The organism is Virgibacillus sp. LDC1 (assembly GCF_025792345.1).
Classification (GTDB): domain Bacteria; phylum Bacillota; class Bacilli; order Paenibacillales; family Paenibacillaceae; genus Paenibacillus_AQ; species Paenibacillus_AQ lautus.
Window position 1 is genome coordinate 151,941 of the sequence record NZ_JAOXLZ010000008.1, and the last position, 18,404, is coordinate 170,344.

The 18,404-nt window shown below is 50.4% G+C and carries 21 protein-coding genes and 1 riboswitch; of the genes, 5 read left to right on the forward strand and 16 right to left on the reverse strand.

The genetic code is table 11. From position 1 onward, the window contains the following. Positions 1 to 27: 27 nt before the first annotated feature. Positions 28 to 987, forward strand: a complete 960-nt coding sequence (locus OHJ21_RS31465; RefSeq protein WP_100541411.1) for a helix-turn-helix transcriptional regulator — start codon at positions 28 to 30, stop codon at positions 985 to 987. Between the two features lie 76 nt (positions 988 to 1,063). Further along, on the forward strand, positions 1,064 to 1,585 hold the full coding sequence (locus tag OHJ21_RS31470; RefSeq protein ID WP_486022238.1) for a DinB family protein: 522 nt from the start codon (positions 1,064 to 1,066) through the stop codon (positions 1,583 to 1,585). Positions 1,586 to 1,724: 139 nt separating this feature from the next. Here OHJ21_RS31470 and OHJ21_RS31475 read toward each other — a convergent pair whose 3' ends face one another. From OHJ21_RS31475 to ehuB, 9 genes are read right to left on the reverse strand one after another with little or no spacing between them, the layout of a single operon-like run. After that, entirely contained in the window at positions 1,725 to 2,255 is a 531-nt protein-coding gene (locus OHJ21_RS31475) for a DUF2179 domain-containing protein (protein ID WP_100541409.1), read from the reverse strand. Then, positions 2,252 to 3,160 (reverse strand): ectoine hydroxylase, encoded by a 909-nt coding sequence (gene thpD, locus OHJ21_RS31480; RefSeq protein ID WP_486022240.1) that lies wholly within the window; start codon positions 3,158 to 3,160, stop codon positions 2,252 to 2,254. Before thpD ends, OHJ21_RS31475 begins: the two co-directional genes overlap by 4 nt. Positions 3,161 to 3,174: 14 nt before the next feature. Then, entirely contained in the window at positions 3,175 to 3,567 is a 393-nt protein-coding gene (locus tag OHJ21_RS31485; protein ID WP_486022242.1) for an ectoine synthase, read from the reverse strand. Then, positions 3,564 to 4,856, reverse strand: coding sequence for a diaminobutyrate--2-oxoglutarate transaminase (gene ectB, locus OHJ21_RS31490; RefSeq protein ID WP_486022244.1), 1,293 nt, complete (start codon positions 4,854 to 4,856; stop codon positions 3,564 to 3,566). Before ectB ends, OHJ21_RS31485 begins: the two co-directional genes overlap by 4 nt. 16 nt (positions 4,857 to 4,872) lie before the next feature. Beyond that, entirely contained in the window at positions 4,873 to 5,385 is a 513-nt protein-coding gene (gene ectA / locus OHJ21_RS31495) for a diaminobutyrate acetyltransferase (protein WP_486022246.1), read from the reverse strand. A gap of 25 nt (positions 5,386 to 5,410) precedes the next feature. Next, complete coding sequence (ehuA, locus tag OHJ21_RS31500; RefSeq protein WP_100541404.1) at positions 5,411 to 6,268, reverse strand: ectoine/hydroxyectoine ABC transporter ATP-binding protein EhuA; 858 nt, start codon at positions 6,266 to 6,268, stop codon at positions 5,411 to 5,413. Between the two features lie 13 nt (positions 6,269 to 6,281). Beyond that, positions 6,282 to 6,944, reverse strand: a complete 663-nt coding sequence (gene ehuD, locus OHJ21_RS31505) for an ectoine/hydroxyectoine ABC transporter permease subunit EhuD (RefSeq protein ID WP_100541403.1) — start codon at positions 6,942 to 6,944, stop codon at positions 6,282 to 6,284. Between the two features lie 2 nt (positions 6,945 to 6,946). Next, positions 6,947 to 7,600, reverse strand: a complete 654-nt coding sequence (gene ehuC, locus OHJ21_RS31510; protein WP_486022249.1) for an ectoine/hydroxyectoine ABC transporter permease subunit EhuC — start codon at positions 7,598 to 7,600, stop codon at positions 6,947 to 6,949. A 1-nt stretch (position 7,601) separates the two neighbouring features. Next, on the reverse strand, positions 7,602 to 8,435 hold the full coding sequence (ehuB, locus tag OHJ21_RS31515) for an ectoine/hydroxyectoine ABC transporter substrate-binding protein EhuB (RefSeq protein WP_165789787.1): 834 nt from the start codon (positions 8,433 to 8,435) through the stop codon (positions 7,602 to 7,604). A 371-nt stretch (positions 8,436 to 8,806) separates the two neighbouring features. After that, positions 8,807 to 8,954, reverse strand: a riboswitch (cyclic di-AMP (ydaO/yuaA leader). A 487-nt stretch (positions 8,955 to 9,441) separates the two neighbouring features. Here ehuB and OHJ21_RS31520 point away from each other — a divergent pair. Then, on the forward strand, positions 9,442 to 10,353 hold the full coding sequence (locus OHJ21_RS31520; protein ID WP_279300492.1) for an exosporium glycoprotein BclB-related protein: 912 nt from the start codon (positions 9,442 to 9,444) through the stop codon (positions 10,351 to 10,353). Between the two features lie 58 nt (positions 10,354 to 10,411). Here the strand turns inward: OHJ21_RS31520 and OHJ21_RS31525 are convergent, their stop codons facing one another. From OHJ21_RS31525 to OHJ21_RS31540, 4 genes are all read right to left on the reverse strand, one after another. Further along, positions 10,412 to 11,155 (reverse strand): SDR family NAD(P)-dependent oxidoreductase, encoded by a 744-nt coding sequence (locus tag OHJ21_RS31525; RefSeq protein WP_486022252.1) that lies wholly within the window; start codon positions 11,153 to 11,155, stop codon positions 10,412 to 10,414. Positions 11,156 to 11,343: 188 nt separating this feature from the next. Then, a complete protein-coding gene (locus OHJ21_RS31530; RefSeq protein ID WP_486022253.1) occupies positions 11,344 to 11,955 on the reverse strand; it encodes a flavin reductase family protein in 612 nt (203 codons plus the stop codon). After that, positions 11,942 to 12,904, reverse strand: a complete 963-nt coding sequence (locus tag OHJ21_RS31535) for a ring-cleaving dioxygenase (RefSeq protein WP_486022255.1) — start codon at positions 12,902 to 12,904, stop codon at positions 11,942 to 11,944. Before OHJ21_RS31535 ends, OHJ21_RS31530 begins: the two co-directional genes overlap by 14 nt. Before the next feature lie 233 nt (positions 12,905 to 13,137). Further along, a complete protein-coding gene (locus OHJ21_RS31540; RefSeq protein WP_100541398.1) occupies positions 13,138 to 14,217 on the reverse strand; it encodes an AI-2E family transporter in 1,080 nt (359 codons plus the stop codon). Between the two features lie 224 nt (positions 14,218 to 14,441). Between OHJ21_RS31540 and cls the strand changes: the two genes are divergently transcribed. Beyond that, entirely contained in the window at positions 14,442 to 15,890 is a 1,449-nt protein-coding gene (cls, locus tag OHJ21_RS31545; RefSeq protein ID WP_100541526.1) for a cardiolipin synthase, read from the forward strand. A 121-nt stretch (positions 15,891 to 16,011) separates the two neighbouring features. Then, complete coding sequence (locus OHJ21_RS31550) at positions 16,012 to 16,416, forward strand: VOC family protein (protein WP_100541525.1); 405 nt, start codon at positions 16,012 to 16,014, stop codon at positions 16,414 to 16,416. A gap of 49 nt (positions 16,417 to 16,465) precedes the next feature. Here the strand turns inward: OHJ21_RS31550 and OHJ21_RS31555 are convergent, their stop codons facing one another. The 3 genes from OHJ21_RS31555 to OHJ21_RS31565 all read right to left on the reverse strand — a co-directional run bounded on the left by OHJ21_RS31555 (position 16,466) and on the right by OHJ21_RS31565 (position 18,295). After that, positions 16,466 to 17,104 carry an FMN-dependent NADH-azoreductase gene (locus OHJ21_RS31555; RefSeq protein ID WP_100541397.1) on the reverse strand — a complete coding sequence of 213 codons (639 nt, stop codon included), beginning with the start codon at positions 17,102 to 17,104 and terminating at the stop codon, positions 16,466 to 16,468. A gap of 156 nt (positions 17,105 to 17,260) precedes the next feature. Continuing rightward, on the reverse strand, positions 17,261 to 17,689 hold the full coding sequence (locus tag OHJ21_RS31560; protein WP_100541396.1) for a MarR family winged helix-turn-helix transcriptional regulator: 429 nt from the start codon (positions 17,687 to 17,689) through the stop codon (positions 17,261 to 17,263). Positions 17,690 to 17,884: 195 nt separating this feature from the next. Continuing rightward, positions 17,885 to 18,295 (reverse strand): VOC family protein, encoded by a 411-nt coding sequence (locus OHJ21_RS31565; RefSeq protein WP_100541395.1) that lies wholly within the window; start codon positions 18,293 to 18,295, stop codon positions 17,885 to 17,887. Positions 18,296 to 18,404 lie beyond the last annotated feature (109 nt).

The window sequence follows — 18,404 nt, forward strand, 5'->3', positions numbered from 1 at the left end:
ATCCAATTATGATAGGAGAGTGTACCGATGAAACTGGAGCGGCTCATATCCATGATTTACATGCTGCTGAACAACGAGATTCTGTCGGCGTCTGCCCTGGCAGAGAAATATAACGTGTCTCAGCGAACCATATACCGCGACATCGATGCGATCTGCGCAGCCGGCATACCGGTTGTATCGTACCAAGGGGTGAACGGCGGGTATGGCATTATGGAGCAATACAAGATGGACAAAAGCTTGCTCGGCTCCTACGATGTCAGCGCCCTGATCACCATCCTGCACAGCATGTCAACGGTGTTTGAGGATGAACGGGCCATGGATACCATTCAGCGTCTGCAGACCATTGATCGTTCCGCCAATTCCGCATCGCAGGGATTGTCCATGGATATCGGGAGCTGGCGCTCTTACAACGAAATCCTCCGTCTTCTTCGCCGCGCCATTACCGATAAACATGTGATCTCCTTTCAATACATAAGCGCCAAGAATGAACGCATTCACCGTAAAGTCGAGCCCTTGCGACTCATGTATAAATTCGGATCCTGGTATCTGTACGGTTTCTGCAGAACAAGGGCCGATTACCGCGAATTCCGCATTTCGAGAATGTCGGAGCTTTCCACGTCCGCCGAGCCCTTTCAGCACCAGCATTCGGAGGAGCACACGCACGGGTCCCATCTTCAAGAGCAGAATCCATTCCACCGAGGGGAGCAGCACAGCTGGGAACCTTCACCCGATGCGATAGAAGTGATCCTTCACGTATCCCCCCGTGCCTTGGCCAAAGCGATGGATCAATTCTATGATGTACAGCGGGAATTTCATGATGACGGCTCGCTCCGTCTCACGTTCAGGGTCGAACATCCGGATTCCTGGTGGTTCTGGTCTACCCTGCTGAGCTTTGGCGAGGATATCGAGATCATCGAGCCCGCTGACTTAAGGACGCGCATGCAATCCAAATTAGAAAAAATGCTGCAGGTTTACGCAAAAGTATGACAGTCCGCTGTCATACTTTTTTATTTACAATGTTCCCAAGAAAGCAAAAAACACGAAGCCAAAGGGGACGATCACGATGAACTATCCTGTAAAAATGTATGAATACCATGTATGGGCCAACCAAGCGATATTCAACCGTCTGCTGGAGCTGCCGGGCGAATTGTACAATCGGAAAATAACGAGCATTTTCCCAACCGTATCCGAAGCATTGATTCACATCTACACGGCGGATTTCGGATGGATGAACATTTTATCCGGGATGGACATGAACCTTGCTTTAGCAGAAGCCTTCCAGCTTCGGGAGGAGCTTGAGGCCATTTCACTGGAGGACCTAAACCTCCGGTTTATCGAACTATCAGAGCGATACACAGCCTTTCTCAGCCAAAATCCTGACCTGGAACAAGTCATCAGACTGGATAATCCCTACGCCGGCATCCGGGATACCCGCTTGTCCGAGATCATGCTGCATGTCGTGAACCACGGCACTTACCATCGTGGAAACATTGCCGCCATGCTGCGGCAGCTCGGAAGCTCCTCTGCGATGACCGACTACGCTTTTTTTTGGTACCAGAGTGAACCGGAGTTGGTTCTTACCTAAATGACTCACTGCATATCGGCAATCGTCCCTGATCCGGAAATTCCCCCCTGTTAGCATGCAGACAAATGCCGCACCGAAATAAGCCTGCTTCAGAACCGGGTTCCGAAGCAGGCTTTCCTGTATCCTAATTAAAGGCGCGCTACAATTTGCGTCCTTCCGTCAATCGTACCCAGAAGCCGCCTTTAAAGCTTTTCGGTTCATGGGAGATAATGAACGCCTGCGGCGACATTTTGGATAGTGACTCCATCAACCGCCGCTCGTTCTTCCGTTTCACGAGAACTTGAAGCACGAGCCGTTTGCCATCCTTGCCATCCGCTTCCCAGGCGGTCACGCCATATCCCTTCTCCCGCAGGTTCATCGCCAGGTTCGTCTCAACGGAATTGACAATGACCTGTACCACGATATAGCCGAGTGCCAAATACTCCTCAATCCGGCTGCCGGCATATACACCGAGGCCAAAGCCCAGGCAATAGGCCGCCATATTAAAGGGATTGTCCAGATTTTGCAGGACGAGATTGAGGCCAAGCAAGTAGACGAATACCTCGAGCATGGCCAGAAGGGAGGCGATCCCCCTTCTGCCTTTGATCATCAGAATCAGCCGCAGCGAAAAGATCGAGACATAGACCACGTTGATGCCGATGATGGAGCCGATAAGTGGCAGCGAGATCATAGAGAGTCACGGGTGGCGATATACTCCGGTCTTGGGCTTTGGCCCGAATACGGCTGGACGACCTTGTTCTCCACGCTGTTATAAACCATGAAAATATTGCTGCGCGGCATCGGCGTGATGTTGCTGTTCGAACCGTGCATAATGTTGCAGTCAAAAATCACGATCGAGCCCGCTTTGCCGACAGGCGTGTCGATACCGCCTTCCTTCACCATCCGCGTCAAGCTGTCATGATCCGGAACGCCGTATTCCTGCTTGCGCAGGGAATCCTTGAAGTGATTCTCCGGCGTTTGGCCGATGCAGGCCACGAATTCTTTATGCGATCCAGGCACCACCATAAGCGGTCCGTTGAAAGGATAATTATCCTCCAAAGCAATGGAGCAGCTCAACGCTCTCATCCGCGGCATGCCATCCTCGACGTGCCAAGTTTCGAAGTCCGAATGCCAATAGAACTCCTTGCCGGTGAACCCCGGCTTGTAATTAATCCGCGATTGATGGATATACGTCTCGCTTCCCAAGAGATATTCCATGATCGCCAGGAGTCTCGGATGCCGGGAGAGCTGCTTGAATACTTCATGACTCTCATGCACCGCAAATACCGACCGAACTTCGTTCCCGCCCGGCTCCCGAATCACCTCATCCTTCTCCGTATCTCGTGCCGTTACCTGTAGTTTGCGAGCCTCTTCCTGGTAGCGTGACAGTTCCTCCCCATGAAAGAAGTTTTCCAGGAATAGATACCCGTTGCGCTCATAGAAGTCGGATTGCTCCTGCGTTAACGCAGCATCCGGACTCCATTCAGAATGTACGACAGGATCCTGTCTCTTTAGGATCCGGGGCTCCGGATGCAATCTTGAAGGATAAACGTCCAAATCTTTTTCCTGAAGGGCCGACACATGATTATTACTCATCGCATATCATCTCCTTAGTCTGAAATTGGGGCGAGCAGCGGGTAGGTTCCTTCCTCATCGTGAACTTCAGCGCCGGTAAGCGGCGGATTGAATACGCAGACCATCCGCATCTGGGAACGGGCTCTCAAATAATGCTTCTCATGACCATCCAGCGCATACATCATCCCAGGGGATAACGAGTAGGTTTCACCCCCGATAACCTCGATTTCCCCCTCTCCTTCGATGCAGTACACGGCTTCGACATGGTTTTTGTACCAGATCAGCGTCTCCGTTCCGGCCTTGATGAGGGTATCATGGAGAGAGAAGCCCATGCCGTCTTTGGTGAGCAGCAGCCTTCTCGAATTCCATGTCTGGGTATCGATATCGTCCTTGGTATCCACGATCTCTTCCAAATGTTTAACAATCATGACAACCTCTCCTCTGCAGCTAATTGTTTCATACTGTTCTCAAATATCCCCAATCCCTGTGCCAATGTGTTCATTTCAATCGTCAGCGGCGGCATCAGCTTCGCCACTTCGCTGTGCGGACCCGACGTTTCCATAATCAGTCCTTGCTCGAAGGCGATCTCGGACAATCTGCCTGCCAGCTCCGGCTTATCGAAAGCAACTCCCTGAATCATGCCTCTGCCGCGGATTTCGCCGCCGAACTGAGGGTAATCCTTCACAACGCCTTCCAATGATTGGCGGATCCGATTCTCCCGAATGCCTATATCAAGCTGAAAATCTTTCGTTTTCCAATAATTCAACGCTTCGGCCGCGGCAACGAATCCGAGATTATTCCCCCGGAAGGTACCGTTATGCTCCCCCGGTTCCCATATATCGATCTCCGGCTTGATCAGCGTAATCGCCATCGGCAAGCCAAAGCCTCCTATCGATTTTGAGAGGCATACGATATCCGGCTCAATGCCGGCATCATCAAAACTAAAGAACGGCCCGGTTCTGCCGCAGCCCATCTGGACATCATCCAGAATAAGCAGCATCCCTTTTTCCTTGCAAATGCGCGCAAGCTTCTGCAGCCATTCCCGACTGGCGGCGTTCAATCCGCCTTCCCCCTGCACCGCCTCGACGATCACCGCGGCCGGAAGCGGAATGCCGCTTCCCGGATCATTCAGAAGCTTCTCCATATATGCCATCGTATCCACGTCGTCGCCAAAGTAACCGTCATACGGCATAAATACCGAATGGTTCAGATCGACGCCGGCGCCTTGACGCTTGAAGGCATTGCCGGTCACCGCCAGCGATCCCAGCGACATGCCATGAAAGGCATTCGTGAAGCACAGAACGGTGCTGCGCCCTGTCACTTTGCGGGCGATTTTGAGCGCTGCCTCTACGGCATTCGTTCCGGTCGGACCGGGAAACATCACTTTGTGATCCCACCCGCGCGGCTTCAGGATGACCTCCTGAAATCGGGTCAGAAAGGTTTCCTTCGCATCCGTAGCCATATCCAGGCTATGCGTGACGCCATCCTTCAGGATGTAGTCGACCAGCTTCTCGCGAATCTTCTCATTGTTATGTCCATAATTTAAAGCGCCGGCTCCCGCAAAAAAATCAATGTATTCATTGCCCTGCGTATCCCACAGCTTTGCATTCCGGGCTTTGTCGAAAACCGTCTGAAAGCTCCGGCAATAACTTCTTACTTCCGATTCCAGCTTGTTAAACACGGTAAGCTTCGGTTTCTCCATGACTTGGTTGTCCATAGTTCCCTCCATTTGTTTAAATGTCATTGAAAAAGGGGCCAATCACGAATAACGGCTCATCTTCATGTGTCGTGCCATCCGGAAACATCTCGGCTCCATAACCTACCGTTACGGTGCTCGGAATGGATTTCTCTTCGGCATAACCGAGAAACAATCTGCGTGACGCCATATTGCTGGGCGATACTGTCGTTTCAATGAAACGGACGCCATGACATGCCTTCTGGTTCATGAGGCCTGTCAGCATCGCCTTCGCAATCCCCTGCCTCCGGTGCGAGCTTGCAACGGTCACTTGCCATACGAACAGCGTCTCCGGATTGCGGGGAGAACGGAAGGCGGAAATAAAACCAATGATATCCCCTTCATCCTCGGCGATCATGCAGGTATCATGGAAGTAATCTCCAAGCAGCATGTAGCAATAAGGGGAGTTCAGATCCAGTGATCCGGTGTCGCGTATAAGCTCCCACACCCGGGTGCCATCCCGTGCTTCCGGTCTTCGGTAAACAATTTCGGTTTCGGTATTTACAGCCATTCTATACAATCACCTCTTTCCAGAACTAATTTCCGTTGGAACGGAATCGCTGCAGGAAGCTCTGCAGCCGCTCGCTCTGAGGATCATCGAATATCTCCTCCGGCGTGCCCTGCTCAACGATCCTTCCGTCGGCTCCGAATATGACCCGGTCCGCGATTTCCTTCGCAAAATCCATCTCATGCGTAATCAGCATCATGGCCATTTCGCCTTCTTCGGCGATCTCCCGAATGACCTCCAGCACCTCGCCGACCAGCTCCGGATCAAGAGCCGAGGTGACCTCGTCAAACACCATCACCTTCGGCCGCATGACCAGCGCTCTGGCGATGGCAACCCGCTGCTTCTGACCTCCGGACAGATTGGACGGATACATCTTCAGCTTGTCGGCCAAGCCGACCTTGCCCAGCATGGAGACGGCCCGCTCCTCCGCCTCCTCCTTGGATAAACCCAGCACTTTGCGCGGGGCCTCCGTCACATTGCGAAGCACATTCATGTGCGGGAACAGATTAAAATGCTGGAAGACCATGCCGACATTGCAGCGCATCCGGTGCAAATGCTTTTCGTTGGCCCGAACCAGCTTGCCTTTCTCCTCCATATGCCAGAGCAGCTCGCCATCCACCTCGATGGTTCCTTCGGTGGGTTCTTCCAGCGTCATCAGCATCCGGCCCATCGTCGTTTTGCCCGATCCACTCGGACCGATCACAGCTACCTTTTCTCCCGGCTGCATTTCCAGATCGATGCCCTTAAGCACCTGGAGGTCACCAAATGACTTGGTCACGCCGGTATATTTTACAATCGGCTTTGTACCCGTAGCGGTAGCCAGACTTTTCTCCTGCTGCGGCTCCTTCGGCGCTTCCGCTTGCTCATCGATCACAACGGCATTCAATAGACTCCCCTCCTTATTTTCCACGCTGCAGATTCATACGCTTTTCCAGCCTTTGCACAAGCAAAGAGGCGATATAACTGATGATCAGGAACAGAATCCCGACCAGCGTATACGGCTCAAATGCGCGGAACGACTGCGACACGATATTTTTGGCCGTCAGCATCATCTCCACCAGCGTTATGGCGCATAGAATCGGCGTTTCTTTAAACATGACAATCAAATAATTGCCCAGTACCGGAATGATCGGCGGTACGGCTTGCGGCAGTATAATACTCCGCCAGGTTTGGGCTTTCGTGTAATTCAGTGCTGTGGCAGCCTCCCATTGTCCCTTTGGCACTCCCTCGATTCCGGAACGGTACACCTCGGACAGATATGTGCTGTAATGCAGCCCGAGACCGATCACCCCGGCATAGAAAGCCGGAATGGAAATTCCCGTGAGGAGCGGCAGACTGTAATACAGGAAGAAGACCTGAACCAGCAGCGGTGTATTGCGAATAAATTCGATGATTCCTTTGGTTAGGAGCGACAACACCTTAAATCGGCTCCGCGTCGCAAAGGCAAGCAGCAATCCGATGATCAATGCCACCGCGAAAGCGCAGAGCGTCACCCATACCGTCATCTTTAACGCATTCAAGAGTTGCGGCAGGATATCCCACACATAGTTCCAGTCCCACATGGCTATAGCCTCCCCGCTGTCCATTTACGCTCCAGCAGTCGAACCGCCAGCGAAACGAGCGTAGCAATGACAAAATACATGAGGAGCAGCAGCACCAGAATCTCGGTCGTCCAGGAGATGTAATTGTTGCGGAGCACCATCGCCTGATACGTCAAATCCGCCATTGTGATGAAATAAACCAATGAGGTGGATTTGATGAGTTCCACAAGCTGATTTCCGAAAGGGGGAAGCATTCGCAGGGACGCTTGAGGCAATATCACATTCCACAGCCTTTGCCAAGGCTTCAGATTAAGCGCTAAGGCGGCTTCCCACTGTCCTTTTGGAACGGCCAGCACGGCGCTTCGAACGATTTCCGAGCCGTATGCGCCGAAGTTCAGCCCGATCGCGAGGATCGCCGCCAGCATTTTCGGAAGCTCGATGCCGATGAACGGAAGGGCAAAATACAACCAGAACAGCTGCACCAGCAAGGAGGTTCCCCGAAAGACTTCCACGTACACGGCTGTCAACGTCCGGACGATCCACAGCTTCGACAGCCGGCATAATCCGGCTGCAAAGGACATCGCGATAGCCAGTATAGCTGAAAAAAACGCGACGATAATCGTGATCTCTGCTCCTTTAAGCAGCGTAGGGAGAAAATCGATCCAAGAATTCGGCATGCTATTCCCCGCAAAGCGCGGCGGCCGTCATCTCACCCGGGAGCTCTTCTTCCGTGAACCCGAACTCTTGCAAAATTTCGAGCAGCTCGCCAGACTCCTTCATTTTTTGCAGCTCCGCATTGTAAGCCTCCTGGAACTCGGTATCCGCTTGGCGAAAAGCCGTAGCGCCGTAACCGCGAACGCTCTCTCCGTCGATGACCGGCTGCTCGAAATCAGCCACGCGTTCGATGCTGTCGTCGTTAGCCGAATCCAGCATCGCCTGCAGGGACGGCCCCGTCATCGTAATCGCCTGCACCCGGTCTGCCTGGAGAGCGCTGATGGCCGAGGCCTGGTCAGGGACCTGTACGATCCGGTCCGTGGGAATGCCAGACTTCTCCATATAGCCGATTTCGACCGCGCCGGTCATGACGGCTACCTTGGCCTGGTCATTCTTGGCAATGTCCTCATAGCTTCCGAGTTCCATCGGGTTCCCTTGCTTCACCGCAATGGCTTCCCCGATGCTGTACTCCGGATCGGCAAACAATACGGCAGAGCAGCGGTCCGGATTAATGAACATGCCTGCGGTAATGAGATCAAACCGCTCAGCCTGCAGTCCGGCAACCAGTGAACCGAATTCCGTAAGCTCTCCCCTCATTTCCTTGATCCCAAGCCGTTCCAGAATAACTCGGGCAATCTCAACTGCTTCTCCCGTCAGCTCCCCGTTGGCCTCTTTATAGGCATAAGGCTTCTCATTCGCAAAACCCACGGTGATATATCCCTGCTCTATGGCGCGATCCAGCGTACTCCCTTTGTCGCCGCAAGCCGCAAGCGATACCACCAAAATCAATGACAACATCAGTACAACGACTTTCTTCAAAACTTTTCCACAACCTTTCGTTATGACTTTGCAATTCTTAAAAAATGGCATGATGAAATAATCCCTGTTAATTTATGTGTTAACTTGGATATAAGGACATTCAGATACCTTGCACGGGTCGGGGCTTCAGGGAAGATGATTCATCCATCTCCGTGCACGCTTTAACCCAATGCCGTCTGACCGATTCAATTGGTTCAACATTTGCCGACCTTGCCCCTCCTCTTTAGCAGAATACAAAAAGACCACCAAACAGGGGATCTAGACATAGCTCCGCCAGCAGGGGGTCAAAAAATAGAGAAAGGCCCCTATAGAGAATAAAGGGCCTTTGTTATGAAACATCCATTATGTATAAAAGACCCATCCACTGCTGACGAGGTTAGCTGACGGACTCGGGTAAGATGGTACCCTACACTCGTGATTCCAAGTGACTCGCCCCTGGTGAAACTGGTTCCCCCGCTTTCCGGAAAATGTATGCCGGAAACTAAGCGTGTGTTCATGATAAAGGGAAGTTCAGGAAAAGTCAAACCCCCTTAACCGCTTTTTTTGGAAATTTAGAGGCGGAAATGTCATTCTTCCAGGGTATATTACACGCCGGATAAATGCCTCATTCAAGCCTGTCCCCTTACCATTCAGGGGGGTTATTCCAGGTCAATTTTTCGCTATATAGCAGGCGTTTGACATGCCTCCCTTACTCGTTCATGTGATGGATAGTTTATGCCATGAATTAAACCCGGATTGTGAAAGCTTCCCTCATTACATGTAAGGTCTAATTTTTTTTGAAACGCTGCGTAATAAGCCTATGAACATCGTATGGAAATTTGAAATTCATCCTATGGTTTTTGCTATTCGTCAATAGATGAATGCCTTGGGGGCTAGCGTACATTCTGGAAATTATAGGTGGATATCTATCATTTGTACGCTATTAACCCATGCCGTACCGAGAGCACTTGCGTAGTATAAAACAAATCTAAAGGAGGTGCTCCATTTGGAACGTTCTTCTAGAAAAAGAAAATTATTGTGTGCTCTTAAAAAGATAGAGAAAGAAGTCATTCATGCGAAGAAAAAGAAATGCCCGTCTCATGGTCATGGTGGACATAAAGATCATGTATGTGTTGTTAAAAAGCGCCGATGCCCAAGAGCTATCCGCGGACCTGTAGGTCCTCAAGGGCCTATCGGACCGGTTGGACCGGTTGGACCAGCTGGACCTATCGGGCCTGCCGGACCTGCCGGACCGACAACTGGTATTGCTGGACCGGCTGGACCGGCTGGACCTGCAGGACCGGCGGGACCTGTCGGGCCTGTCGGGCCTGTCGGACCTGCTGGAGCCGTCGGACCTGCTGGAGCTACTGGGGCTACTGGGGCTACTGGAGCAGCTGCCGGAGGAGCCATCATCCCATTCGCATCTGGTCTGCCACTTGCTCTGACTACTGTTTTGGGCGGATTGGTAGGTACAGTCGGTCTGGTCGGCTTTGGTATTTCCGGCCCTACCGTTACCCTCGCTGGTGGAACGATCGACCTTACGGGAGCAGCAGGTACTGCACTTGACTTCGCATTTAACACGCCACGAGCTGGTACCATCACTGCACTGTCTGCTACCTTTAGCACTACTTTGGCGCTTACCCTGACAGGAACCACGGTTACAATCACAGCCCAACTGTACAGTGCACCGGCTACGAGCAATACTTTCGCACCGATACCAGGCGCTCTTGTTACGTTGGCTCCGCCGCTCACAGGCATTGTAGGTCCCGGAACGGTAAGCAATGGCTTCGTAGAAGGCCTGGCCATTCCGGTGGCAGCCAATACCCGCTTGTTAATGGTATTCTCGGCAACAGCTGCTGGCGTAACTCTTGTCACTGCAGTCGCAGGTTACGGCAGCGCTGGTGTCAGCATTATATAAGTTTCGTCTTTCCTCCTGCAAACAAAGCCCCGATTGTTATATCGGGGCTTTGCTTCAATTATACGGCCGTATATCCGCCATCCACCAGCAAACTCGTGCCTGTAATGAAGGATGCATCTTCGCTGGCGAGGAACAACACGGCTTTGGCTACTTCTTCCGGCTGCCCCAAGCGGCCCATCGGATGAAGGCCGACCAGATGCTGCGTGATCGCTTCCGTTCTTCCCTTAATAAGCGGCGTATCGATATATCCCGGACATACGGCGTTGACCCGAATCCCTTTAGGAGCATAATCCGCGCTCATCGACTGGGTTAACAGCTTAACGCCTCCCTTAGCGGAAGCATAGGCGGTAACCCCCGCTTTTCCGACATGGCTATGGATCGAGCCGCAGTTTACGATCGCCCCTCCGGTTCCTTGGGATAGCATTTGCTGGATTACATATTTATCACACAGGAACACCCCTGTAAGATTAATATCAATCGTTCTTTGCCAGTTGTCCATCGACAACTGATCGGCAGGCGCATCATGAGCAATGCCTGCATTGGCGAACAATACATCAACACGGCCAAAATGCTCAACCGTCTGCTTCACCATATTCGCAACTTCCTGTTCTTGGGTTACATCCGTCTTAACGAACAGCGTCTCAAAGCCTGCTCCTCTTAATTCATCGGAAACGGCCTGTCCGCGGTCCGAATAATCCGCGATAACAACCTTGGCCCCCTCTTCTACAAAAAGCCTTACCGCTGCTTCACCGATCCCGCTGGCGCCTCCCGTCACAATGACAACCTTGGATTCAAACTTCATATGTCGATCACTCCTATATTGTGAATTCATCATATCGGCCCCACATTCATGTAGAATTTGCATATTCCAGGCAGGATATTCCACAAGTCCCGTTTCTTTCATGGACCAACGCGCTATCGAATAGCGGTACATGAACGCTTACAGCTTGATATTCGCTGCGTCCTAACCCTTATCCATCCCATCCGCTGTTATACGGGCCGCTCGACCGTAAACATCTCTCCCAGTGAAGAATAGATGTTTCCCGCCATACGGCTTACAGGCTTCAACTTGGCAGCGTCAATCCGGCCTTGCTCGTAAAGCTCCTCTGCAACATGGAAGCGGACTACGCGGGCAATCAGGAGATCGGCAGCAGGAAGCTGATCCGCGCCATTCAAAGTGACGGCCTGCTCCAACACACATTCCATGCGAATCTTGCATTCCAGAACGCCGGGAACTTTAACGACCTCGCTAACGACCGGGGTTAAATGGGTTCGGTCAAGCTCACTCTCATGCGGGGGCAGGTTCGCCGCCGTTTCGTTCACGGCTTCTACGGTGTCTTCGTCCACGATATGGATGACAAGCTCGCCGCTTTGCATGGCATTTCTCGCTGTATCCTTAGCCGTACCGTTCTTCCGCTGAACGGAGACGGACAGCAGAGGGGGATTGCTCGACAGAATGGAAAAATAGCTGAACGGCGCCGCATTCAGCACGCCATCCTCCGATAATGTCGTAACAAAGGCAATCGGCCGCGGAACAACGCTCCCGATCAGCAGCTTGTATGTGTCCCGTTCGCTTTGGGTATTCGGGTCAATGGATATCACTTGAATTGCCCCCCTCCTGTATTTTGACTTGTATAGGCTCCAGACCTTCCTCAATACGGGCTCGCTCTGGTTCAAACCAGGCAGGAAGCTTTAATTGTTCCCCCAGTGAGTCCAGATCTTCATCCACCGTAAATCCGGGCGGATCCGTTGCGATCTCAAACAAGATCCCCCCTCTTTCCCTGAAATATAACGCTTTGAAATAGTTCCGGTTCCTAATATCCGTAGGGTGGAAACCATGTTCCTTCACCCATTCATGCCATTTGCCGTGCTCACCATCATCTTGGGCCCGCCAAGCGATATGATGGGTCGTTCCGGCACCTCCGACGCCCAACGGGATGTCCCGCATCGGTAAATCAATCACGTTGCCGAAGGGCCCCGTAGACTGAAACCGTGCATAGTTAACGTCCTCTCCCATGAAGGTCAGCCCCATTACCTGCTCCAATGCTTTCTTCGTTTCCTTCCATTTGTTACTGAACAGGACCGCACCACCAAATCCCTTAATCGCTGTTTCCGGCGTCACATCGTCTACAGACCAGCTGCTCTTCGGTCCGTTTTCACGCTCGACCAGCTCCAGAGAAAGTCCATCGCGATCGGAGAACTGAAGATAGTGTTCATTAAATCGGAATGCTTTCATGACAGGGACGCCGAAGCTCCGTAATCGCTGTTCCCAATACGGCAGGGCACCTGCAGGGACAACAAAAGTTGTATACCCAACCTGCCCTCCTCCACGTCTCCCTCTTCGCGAGGCAGAAGACGGAAAGAAGGTAATGATGGTCCCCGGGTGCCCCTCCTCATCCCCGAAATACAAATGGTAAACCTCGGGCGCATCGTAATTCACCGTCTTCTTCACCATTCTGAGCCCCAGTACCCCCGTATAAAAATCAACATTTCTCTGCGGGTCCTGCGCATAAGCGGTAATATGATGAATGCCTGCCGTATGTAATGCCATATCCATCGCCTCCTCATGGTTTCGTGTCCAGCCCAATATTTCCAAACTTGATTCCGTTCGTATAATTCAATCACACAATCTTTATATTTAATATCTTTAATTTAAGATTATATATTTTTCATATCATTGTCAAGCGCCCCTTCATACCTCGGGCATACAAAAAGCCGCCAAGAACGATTCCACGCTCTTAGGCGACTTCAGCAGCTAGCTTCGGCCACATATTTATCCCGATTCTATGCTTTTTGCCATTTTTCTTTAAAGAACAGCTGATACACTCTCGTTACGATAATCTTAATGATCATGTAAATCGGTACCACCAGCAGAATCCCTATAATTCCGCCAAGATCCTGTCCCACCAAAACCAAGATAATGATCGTAATGGGGTGGATTGCCAGCTGTTTGCCAAAAATATACGGACCAATCAGGTTATCCTGAATCTGCTGGGCGGCCAGGATGACAACAAGCGACCAGATCGCCGTCCCCGGGGACTGGATGAACCCGATGATCACAATCGGGATCGAGGATAGAATGGCTCCGATAAACGGTATGAAATTTGCAATGACCGCGACAACCGTCAGCAGCAGCGCATAAGGCAAACCAATAATCAGGAAGCCAATATACATCAAGACGCCCAGCGCCAGGTTGATGAGGACCCGACCCACGATAAACCCTTTGAGTGCATTATTGATTTCATCCAGCACCGAAGCTCCGACTTCCTTGAATCGGTTAGGCAAAAAGCTGACAATCATCTCCCCGAACTTCCCGCCTTCCTTCAGCATGTAGTACAGCATGATCGGGAACGTAAATAAAACGATGGCAAAATTCGAAACAAACGAAAACAGGTTCATAATATAATTCGTCAAAAACGTAAAGCCCTGGTTCAAATAATCGGTTAGCTGTGTAAGCGGATTGGCGTTCTCCGGAAATATATCCTTGAAGAAGCCGTTATTCTCCCATTCCTGAAGCTGCTCGCCAAGCTTAGCAAACAATGCGGGGGCATTCTGTACAAGTGCCACGATCTGGTCCCGCAGGGATGGCCATACGCCAATAATAAAACCTGTAAGTATGCCTGCAAACACGACATATAGGAGCAGGATGGCCAGCGAGCGATTTAGCTTGCGCTTTTCGAGAAAATCCACCAGCGGCCTGAGCAGGTAATAGAAGAATCCTGACAGCATCAACGGCACAAGGATGATCGAGAAGAACGAAAGTACCGGTCTGAATATAAAATCCACCAGCGATCCCAAATAAATAATAATGAGGACCAGGATCACGGCAAGACATAATTTGAAAAACTTGTTCATTTTCAGCAAAAAGCATGCCCCTTCTCCTATTTTTTTCACCATCGTATCATGACCATGTGTGCATACACAAATCGCTTGCGTCTGCACTGGCATAGGATGCCCGGAGCGTAACGCCATCCCCTTTATAACCATTCGGTTCACTTCATCCTGCCGATATATACTTCTCCTAACGCCTCACGTATAATATGATGGATTGCATGGGCAAGGATATAGTTTAGGAGGATATTATGAACCTGCATGTTACATCCATCATTCTTGGTCTGATCATCGTACTGAATATCGTGTTCTCCATGTTCGTGGTGTTCAGGGAACGGCGGGATGCCGGCTCCACCTGGGCATGGCTGTTGGTGCTGTCCTTTATCCCGATTCTGGGCTTTGCGCTGTACCTGTTGTTCGCCCAAAATTTAAGAAGAATCCGTCTCTTTCATTGGGATGATCTGCAGAAAACGGGAATTGAGAAGGTATTGCTGTCTCAAATGGAGAGGATGAATAACGGGGAATACCCGTTCAGCAATCAAGCGGCGGCGGATAGCAGCGATTTGATCCATATGCATATCAATGAGAATCAGGCGATCCTTACGGACGATAACCACGTTGAAATTTTCACGGATGGACGCAAGAAATTCGAACGCTTGTTTCAGGATATTGAGGAAGCCAAAGTCTACATACATATTCAATACTACATCATCCGTCGCGACGAGCTGGGCAAGAAGCTGATATCCCTGTTGACCAAAAAAGCAAAAGAAGGCGTGAAGGTAAGGGTTCTATACGACGAACTGGGCTCGCGTCAATTAACCAAGGGCTTCTTCAAAGCATTTCGCGAAGCCGGCGGAGAAGCCGAGGCCTTCTTCCCGTCCAAGCTGCGCTTCATTAATCTGCGCTTGAATTACCGGAATCATCGGAAGCTCGCTATCATTGATGGCGACATCGGGTATGTCGGCGGATTTAACGTTGGGGATGAATACCTGGGTCTCAACTCCAGGTTCGGATATTGGCGGGACACCCATCTGCGTATTCAAGGTGAAGCTGTTTATGCGATGCAGGTTCGCTTCATTCTCGACTGGAATCAAGCTTCGCACCATCACGATATTTTTTATGAATCGAATCTGTTCCCCAAGATCGATTCGCCAGGCAATGTCGGGATTCAGATTGTGACCAGCGGTCCGGATTCCAGGTATGAACACATCAAGAATGGTTATATCAAAATGATTTCGTCCGCCAAGAAATCGATTCATATTCAGACGCCCTATTTTATCCCCGATGCCAGTCTCCTGGATGCGCTCCGCATTGCGGCGCTGTCCGGCGTCGAGGTTAACCTGATGATTCCCGATAAACCAGACCATCCCTTTGTCTATTGGGCGACCTTATCCTATATCGGGGAAATGCTCAGAACCGGGGCTAACGTGTATCTCTACAATAATGGCTTCATTCATGCCAAGACAATCATCATTGACGAGAAGATTTCTTCCGTCGGCACGGCGAATATCGATGTTCGAAGCTTCAAGCTGAATTTTGAAGTGAATGCGTTCCTGTACGATGAGAATTTATCAAAACAGCTGACCCACATCTTCCATCAGGATCTGCAGGTATCCAGCCAGCTTACGATGAAGCAGTATCTGGAGCGATCAAGGTGGATCAAGTTCAAGGAATCCATCTCACGCTTGCTGTCACCCATTCTGTAAAACAAGCCTTAGCGCTGCCGCAACATTTAGCAATCCAGAAGAAATGCGGGAGATTCTGACCGTTTATACTAAAACCAAGGAAAACAAATCCATCATTTTAAAACTGGGAAGGATGTTGAACGTGGCTAAACTGACACCGTATATTTTCTCTGAGGATGCAAAAGCGCAAGCTGAGTTTTATACCCAAGCACTGGGCGGGGAGATCCTGTCCGTGCAAACCCATGGCGAGATTCCCGGAACCAAGGAAGAGCTTAAAGACAAGGTCATGCATCTTAGTCTGGTAGCCGGAGGAATTCCCATCTTTATGTCGGACTCCATATTCCAAACCTTGGAGCGCGGAAACGGAATTCATCTGAGCCTGTCGTTTGAGAGCGATGCTGAAGCACATGAAGCTTTTGACCGCATGGCCGAGGGCGGTAAGGTGATTGATCCGCTGAAAACTCAATTCTGGGGAGCGCTGTTCGGGGTGCTGGAAGACAAGTTCGGCGTATTGTGGCAGGTAACGACAGAAGTCCAAGTCAATTAATGTTAGAAGGCCCTTTCAAGTTTCACTTGGAGGGCCTTTTTTGTGTGATTTATTTGGAACTCCACCGTTCCACGACTTCCGCTGCGGCCAATCGGCTTGTGTCCAAAATATCTTTAACATCGAGCATGGCGCGGCCTTGTGCACGAATGATCTCATAATCCGTAATGCCAAGGAATTCGAACATGGATTTCAGATACTTATGCGAATATTCAACCTCTCGGTACCCATCATTCTCCGTGTATATGCCGTCGCTGCCCTGAATGACCACTACACTTCTTCCGTCGGTAAGGAGTCCTTCGGAGCCGCTTTCCGTATATCTGAACGTTTCCTTCGGAACGATGATGTTATCCATATAATCTTTCAGCTTGGAAGGGATGTTAAAATTGTGCAGCGGCATGGCGATTACATACTTGGATGCTCCTTTGAACTGCTGCAGGATTTCAGCCATCCGTCCCATCACCCTCTCCTCACCCTCTGTTAGCGGCTCCCCGCTCTCAAGCTTTTCCCACCCGTTCAGCAGACTTGCGTCAATGGCGGGTACGTCCTCCCGATATAGATCAATCTGCTCGATCAGACTGGCCGGATTCTGCGCTGCATACTTACTTACGAAATGCTCCAGTACCTGCAAGCTCAATGATTTCTCGCTTCTTACCCTCGGATGTGCATTAATAACGAGTACGCGTTCCATATAAACAACACTCCTTTTATTTTGTGGACAACAAAGTCACCAGCTAGCTTGCCAGCCCTGACTCACCTCCCGATCAGAATCATATGCTTAATCCAATTCTGCTTTTATATAAAATTTGTTTGTACATACAATTATTGTTTTGCGAAAATAAAGACCTCAGTCCTTATTCTCCAATTGATCACTCACCTCGTATAAACGCAGCGATAATTCATCACCTTCGGCATGACCTAATATAGCACCGTAACGACTGCGCAAATTCATCCAGCACTCGTGAATCACTTTCTCCAAAGCCTTCCCTTTATCGGTTGTATAGATCAGTGACATCCTTCCTTCCACCCGATTATAAACAAGCCCTTTAACGGCCAGCTTCTCAACCAGTCGGGTTACGGTAGAAGGCTGAAGATGAAGAATTTCGCCTAATTCCTTCTGCGAGATCCCTTCCTTCTCATATACAGCCATAAGCAAATAAGCATATGTGGGTGACAATCCGCTTGCGGCAAACTCGTCTTCGGCCATCTTGGTAATGACCCGGCTAAGACGATTGGCAGTGAAGTAAAGGCATTCCTTGATATACGTGTTTAACATAACGGCTACCTCTTTCGCTGAGTTCATCCTGTTGAATCACCATTTATTGTTTGCACATACAAATATAATGGATTTCCAAATAAAAGTAAAGCGGCAGATTTCCCCTATAACCCCCGGAGACCGCTGCCGCTTCATTTTATTAGGGTGTATGCTTCTTCATGTTGAAGATCCTGCATCTGTTTGCTTCCATGCTTCTTATTCGACCTGGCTCTGATCCATATACATGACTTCCCACAGGTGACCATCCGGATCCTGGAAGCTCCAACCATACATAAAGCCATGATCCACCGGATCATTGGAAGGCGACCCTCCTGCGGAAAGCGCGGCATTGACGATTTCGTCCACCTGCTCCCGGCTTTCGGCGGATAATGCCAGAATCACTTCCGTTGTGTTGGCGGCGTTCGACAGATCTTTCTTGGTGAACGTCTTGAAGTAATCCTCGGTGAGCAGCATGGCAAAGATGTTATCGCCGATGACCAGGCAAGCCGCATTTTTGTCCGTAAATTGGGCGTTAAATTCAAAGCCGATTTTCGAGAAAAAGTCCTTCGTTCTCTCCAGGTCCTTTACAGGTAAGTTCACAAAAATATTGTCGCTTTTCAAAGCCATTTCGAATCACCTCGTCGATTTGATAGATTCATCTTAGCATGAGCAGCAGCGCGGTATTTCTCTTCAATTGCTATGTTCAACCCAAGCCTCGGGAATTCAGCTTGCGAAG

What these genes read in the sequence shown, in the direction of transcription:
- OHJ21_RS31465 (WP_100541411.1), top strand. Translation starts at nt 28, where the DNA reads ATGAAACTGGAGCGGCTCATATCCATGATTTACATGCTGCTGAACAAC.
- OHJ21_RS31470 (WP_486022238.1), top strand. Translation starts at nt 1,064, where the DNA reads ATGAACTATCCTGTAAAAATGTATGAATACCATGTATGGGCCAACCAA.
- OHJ21_RS31475 (WP_100541409.1), bottom strand. Translation starts at nt 2,255, where the DNA reads ATGATCTCGCTGCCACTTATCGGCTCCATCATCGGCATCAACGTGGTC.
- thpD (WP_486022240.1), bottom strand. Translation starts at nt 3,160, where the DNA reads ATGAGTAATAATCATGTGTCGGCCCTTCAGGAAAAAGATTTGGACGTT.
- OHJ21_RS31485 (WP_486022242.1), bottom strand. Translation starts at nt 3,567, where the DNA reads ATGATTGTTAAACATTTGGAAGAGATCGTGGATACCAAGGACGATATC.
- ectB (WP_486022244.1), bottom strand. Translation starts at nt 4,856, where the DNA reads ATGGACAACCAAGTCATGGAGAAACCGAAGCTTACCGTGTTTAACAAG.
- ectA (WP_486022246.1), bottom strand. Translation starts at nt 5,385, where the DNA reads ATGGCTGTAAATACCGAAACCGAAATTGTTTACCGAAGACCGGAAGCA.
- ehuD (WP_100541403.1), bottom strand. Translation starts at nt 6,944, where the DNA reads ATGTGGGACTGGAACTATGTGTGGGATATCCTGCCGCAACTCTTGAAT.
- ehuC (WP_486022249.1), bottom strand. Translation starts at nt 7,600, where the DNA reads ATGCCGAATTCTTGGATCGATTTTCTCCCTACGCTGCTTAAAGGAGCA.
- ehuB (WP_165789787.1), bottom strand. Translation starts at nt 8,435, where the DNA reads ATGTTGTCATTGATTTTGGTGGTATCGCTTGCGGCTTGCGGCGACAAA.
- OHJ21_RS31525 (WP_486022252.1), bottom strand. Translation starts at nt 11,155, where the DNA reads ATGAAGTTTGAATCCAAGGTTGTCATTGTGACGGGAGGCGCCAGCGGG.
- OHJ21_RS31535 (WP_486022255.1), bottom strand. Translation starts at nt 12,904, where the DNA reads ATGGCATTACATACGGCAGGCATTCATCATATTACCGCTTATGCGCAG.
- OHJ21_RS31555 (WP_100541397.1), bottom strand. Translation starts at nt 17,104, where the DNA reads ATGGAACGCGTACTCGTTATTAATGCACATCCGAGGGTAAGAAGCGAG.
- OHJ21_RS31560 (WP_100541396.1), bottom strand. Translation starts at nt 17,689, where the DNA reads ATGTTAAACACGTATATCAAGGAATGCCTTTACTTCACTGCCAATCGT.
- OHJ21_RS31565 (WP_100541395.1), bottom strand. Translation starts at nt 18,295, where the DNA reads ATGGCTTTGAAAAGCGACAATATTTTTGTGAACTTACCTGTAAAGGAC.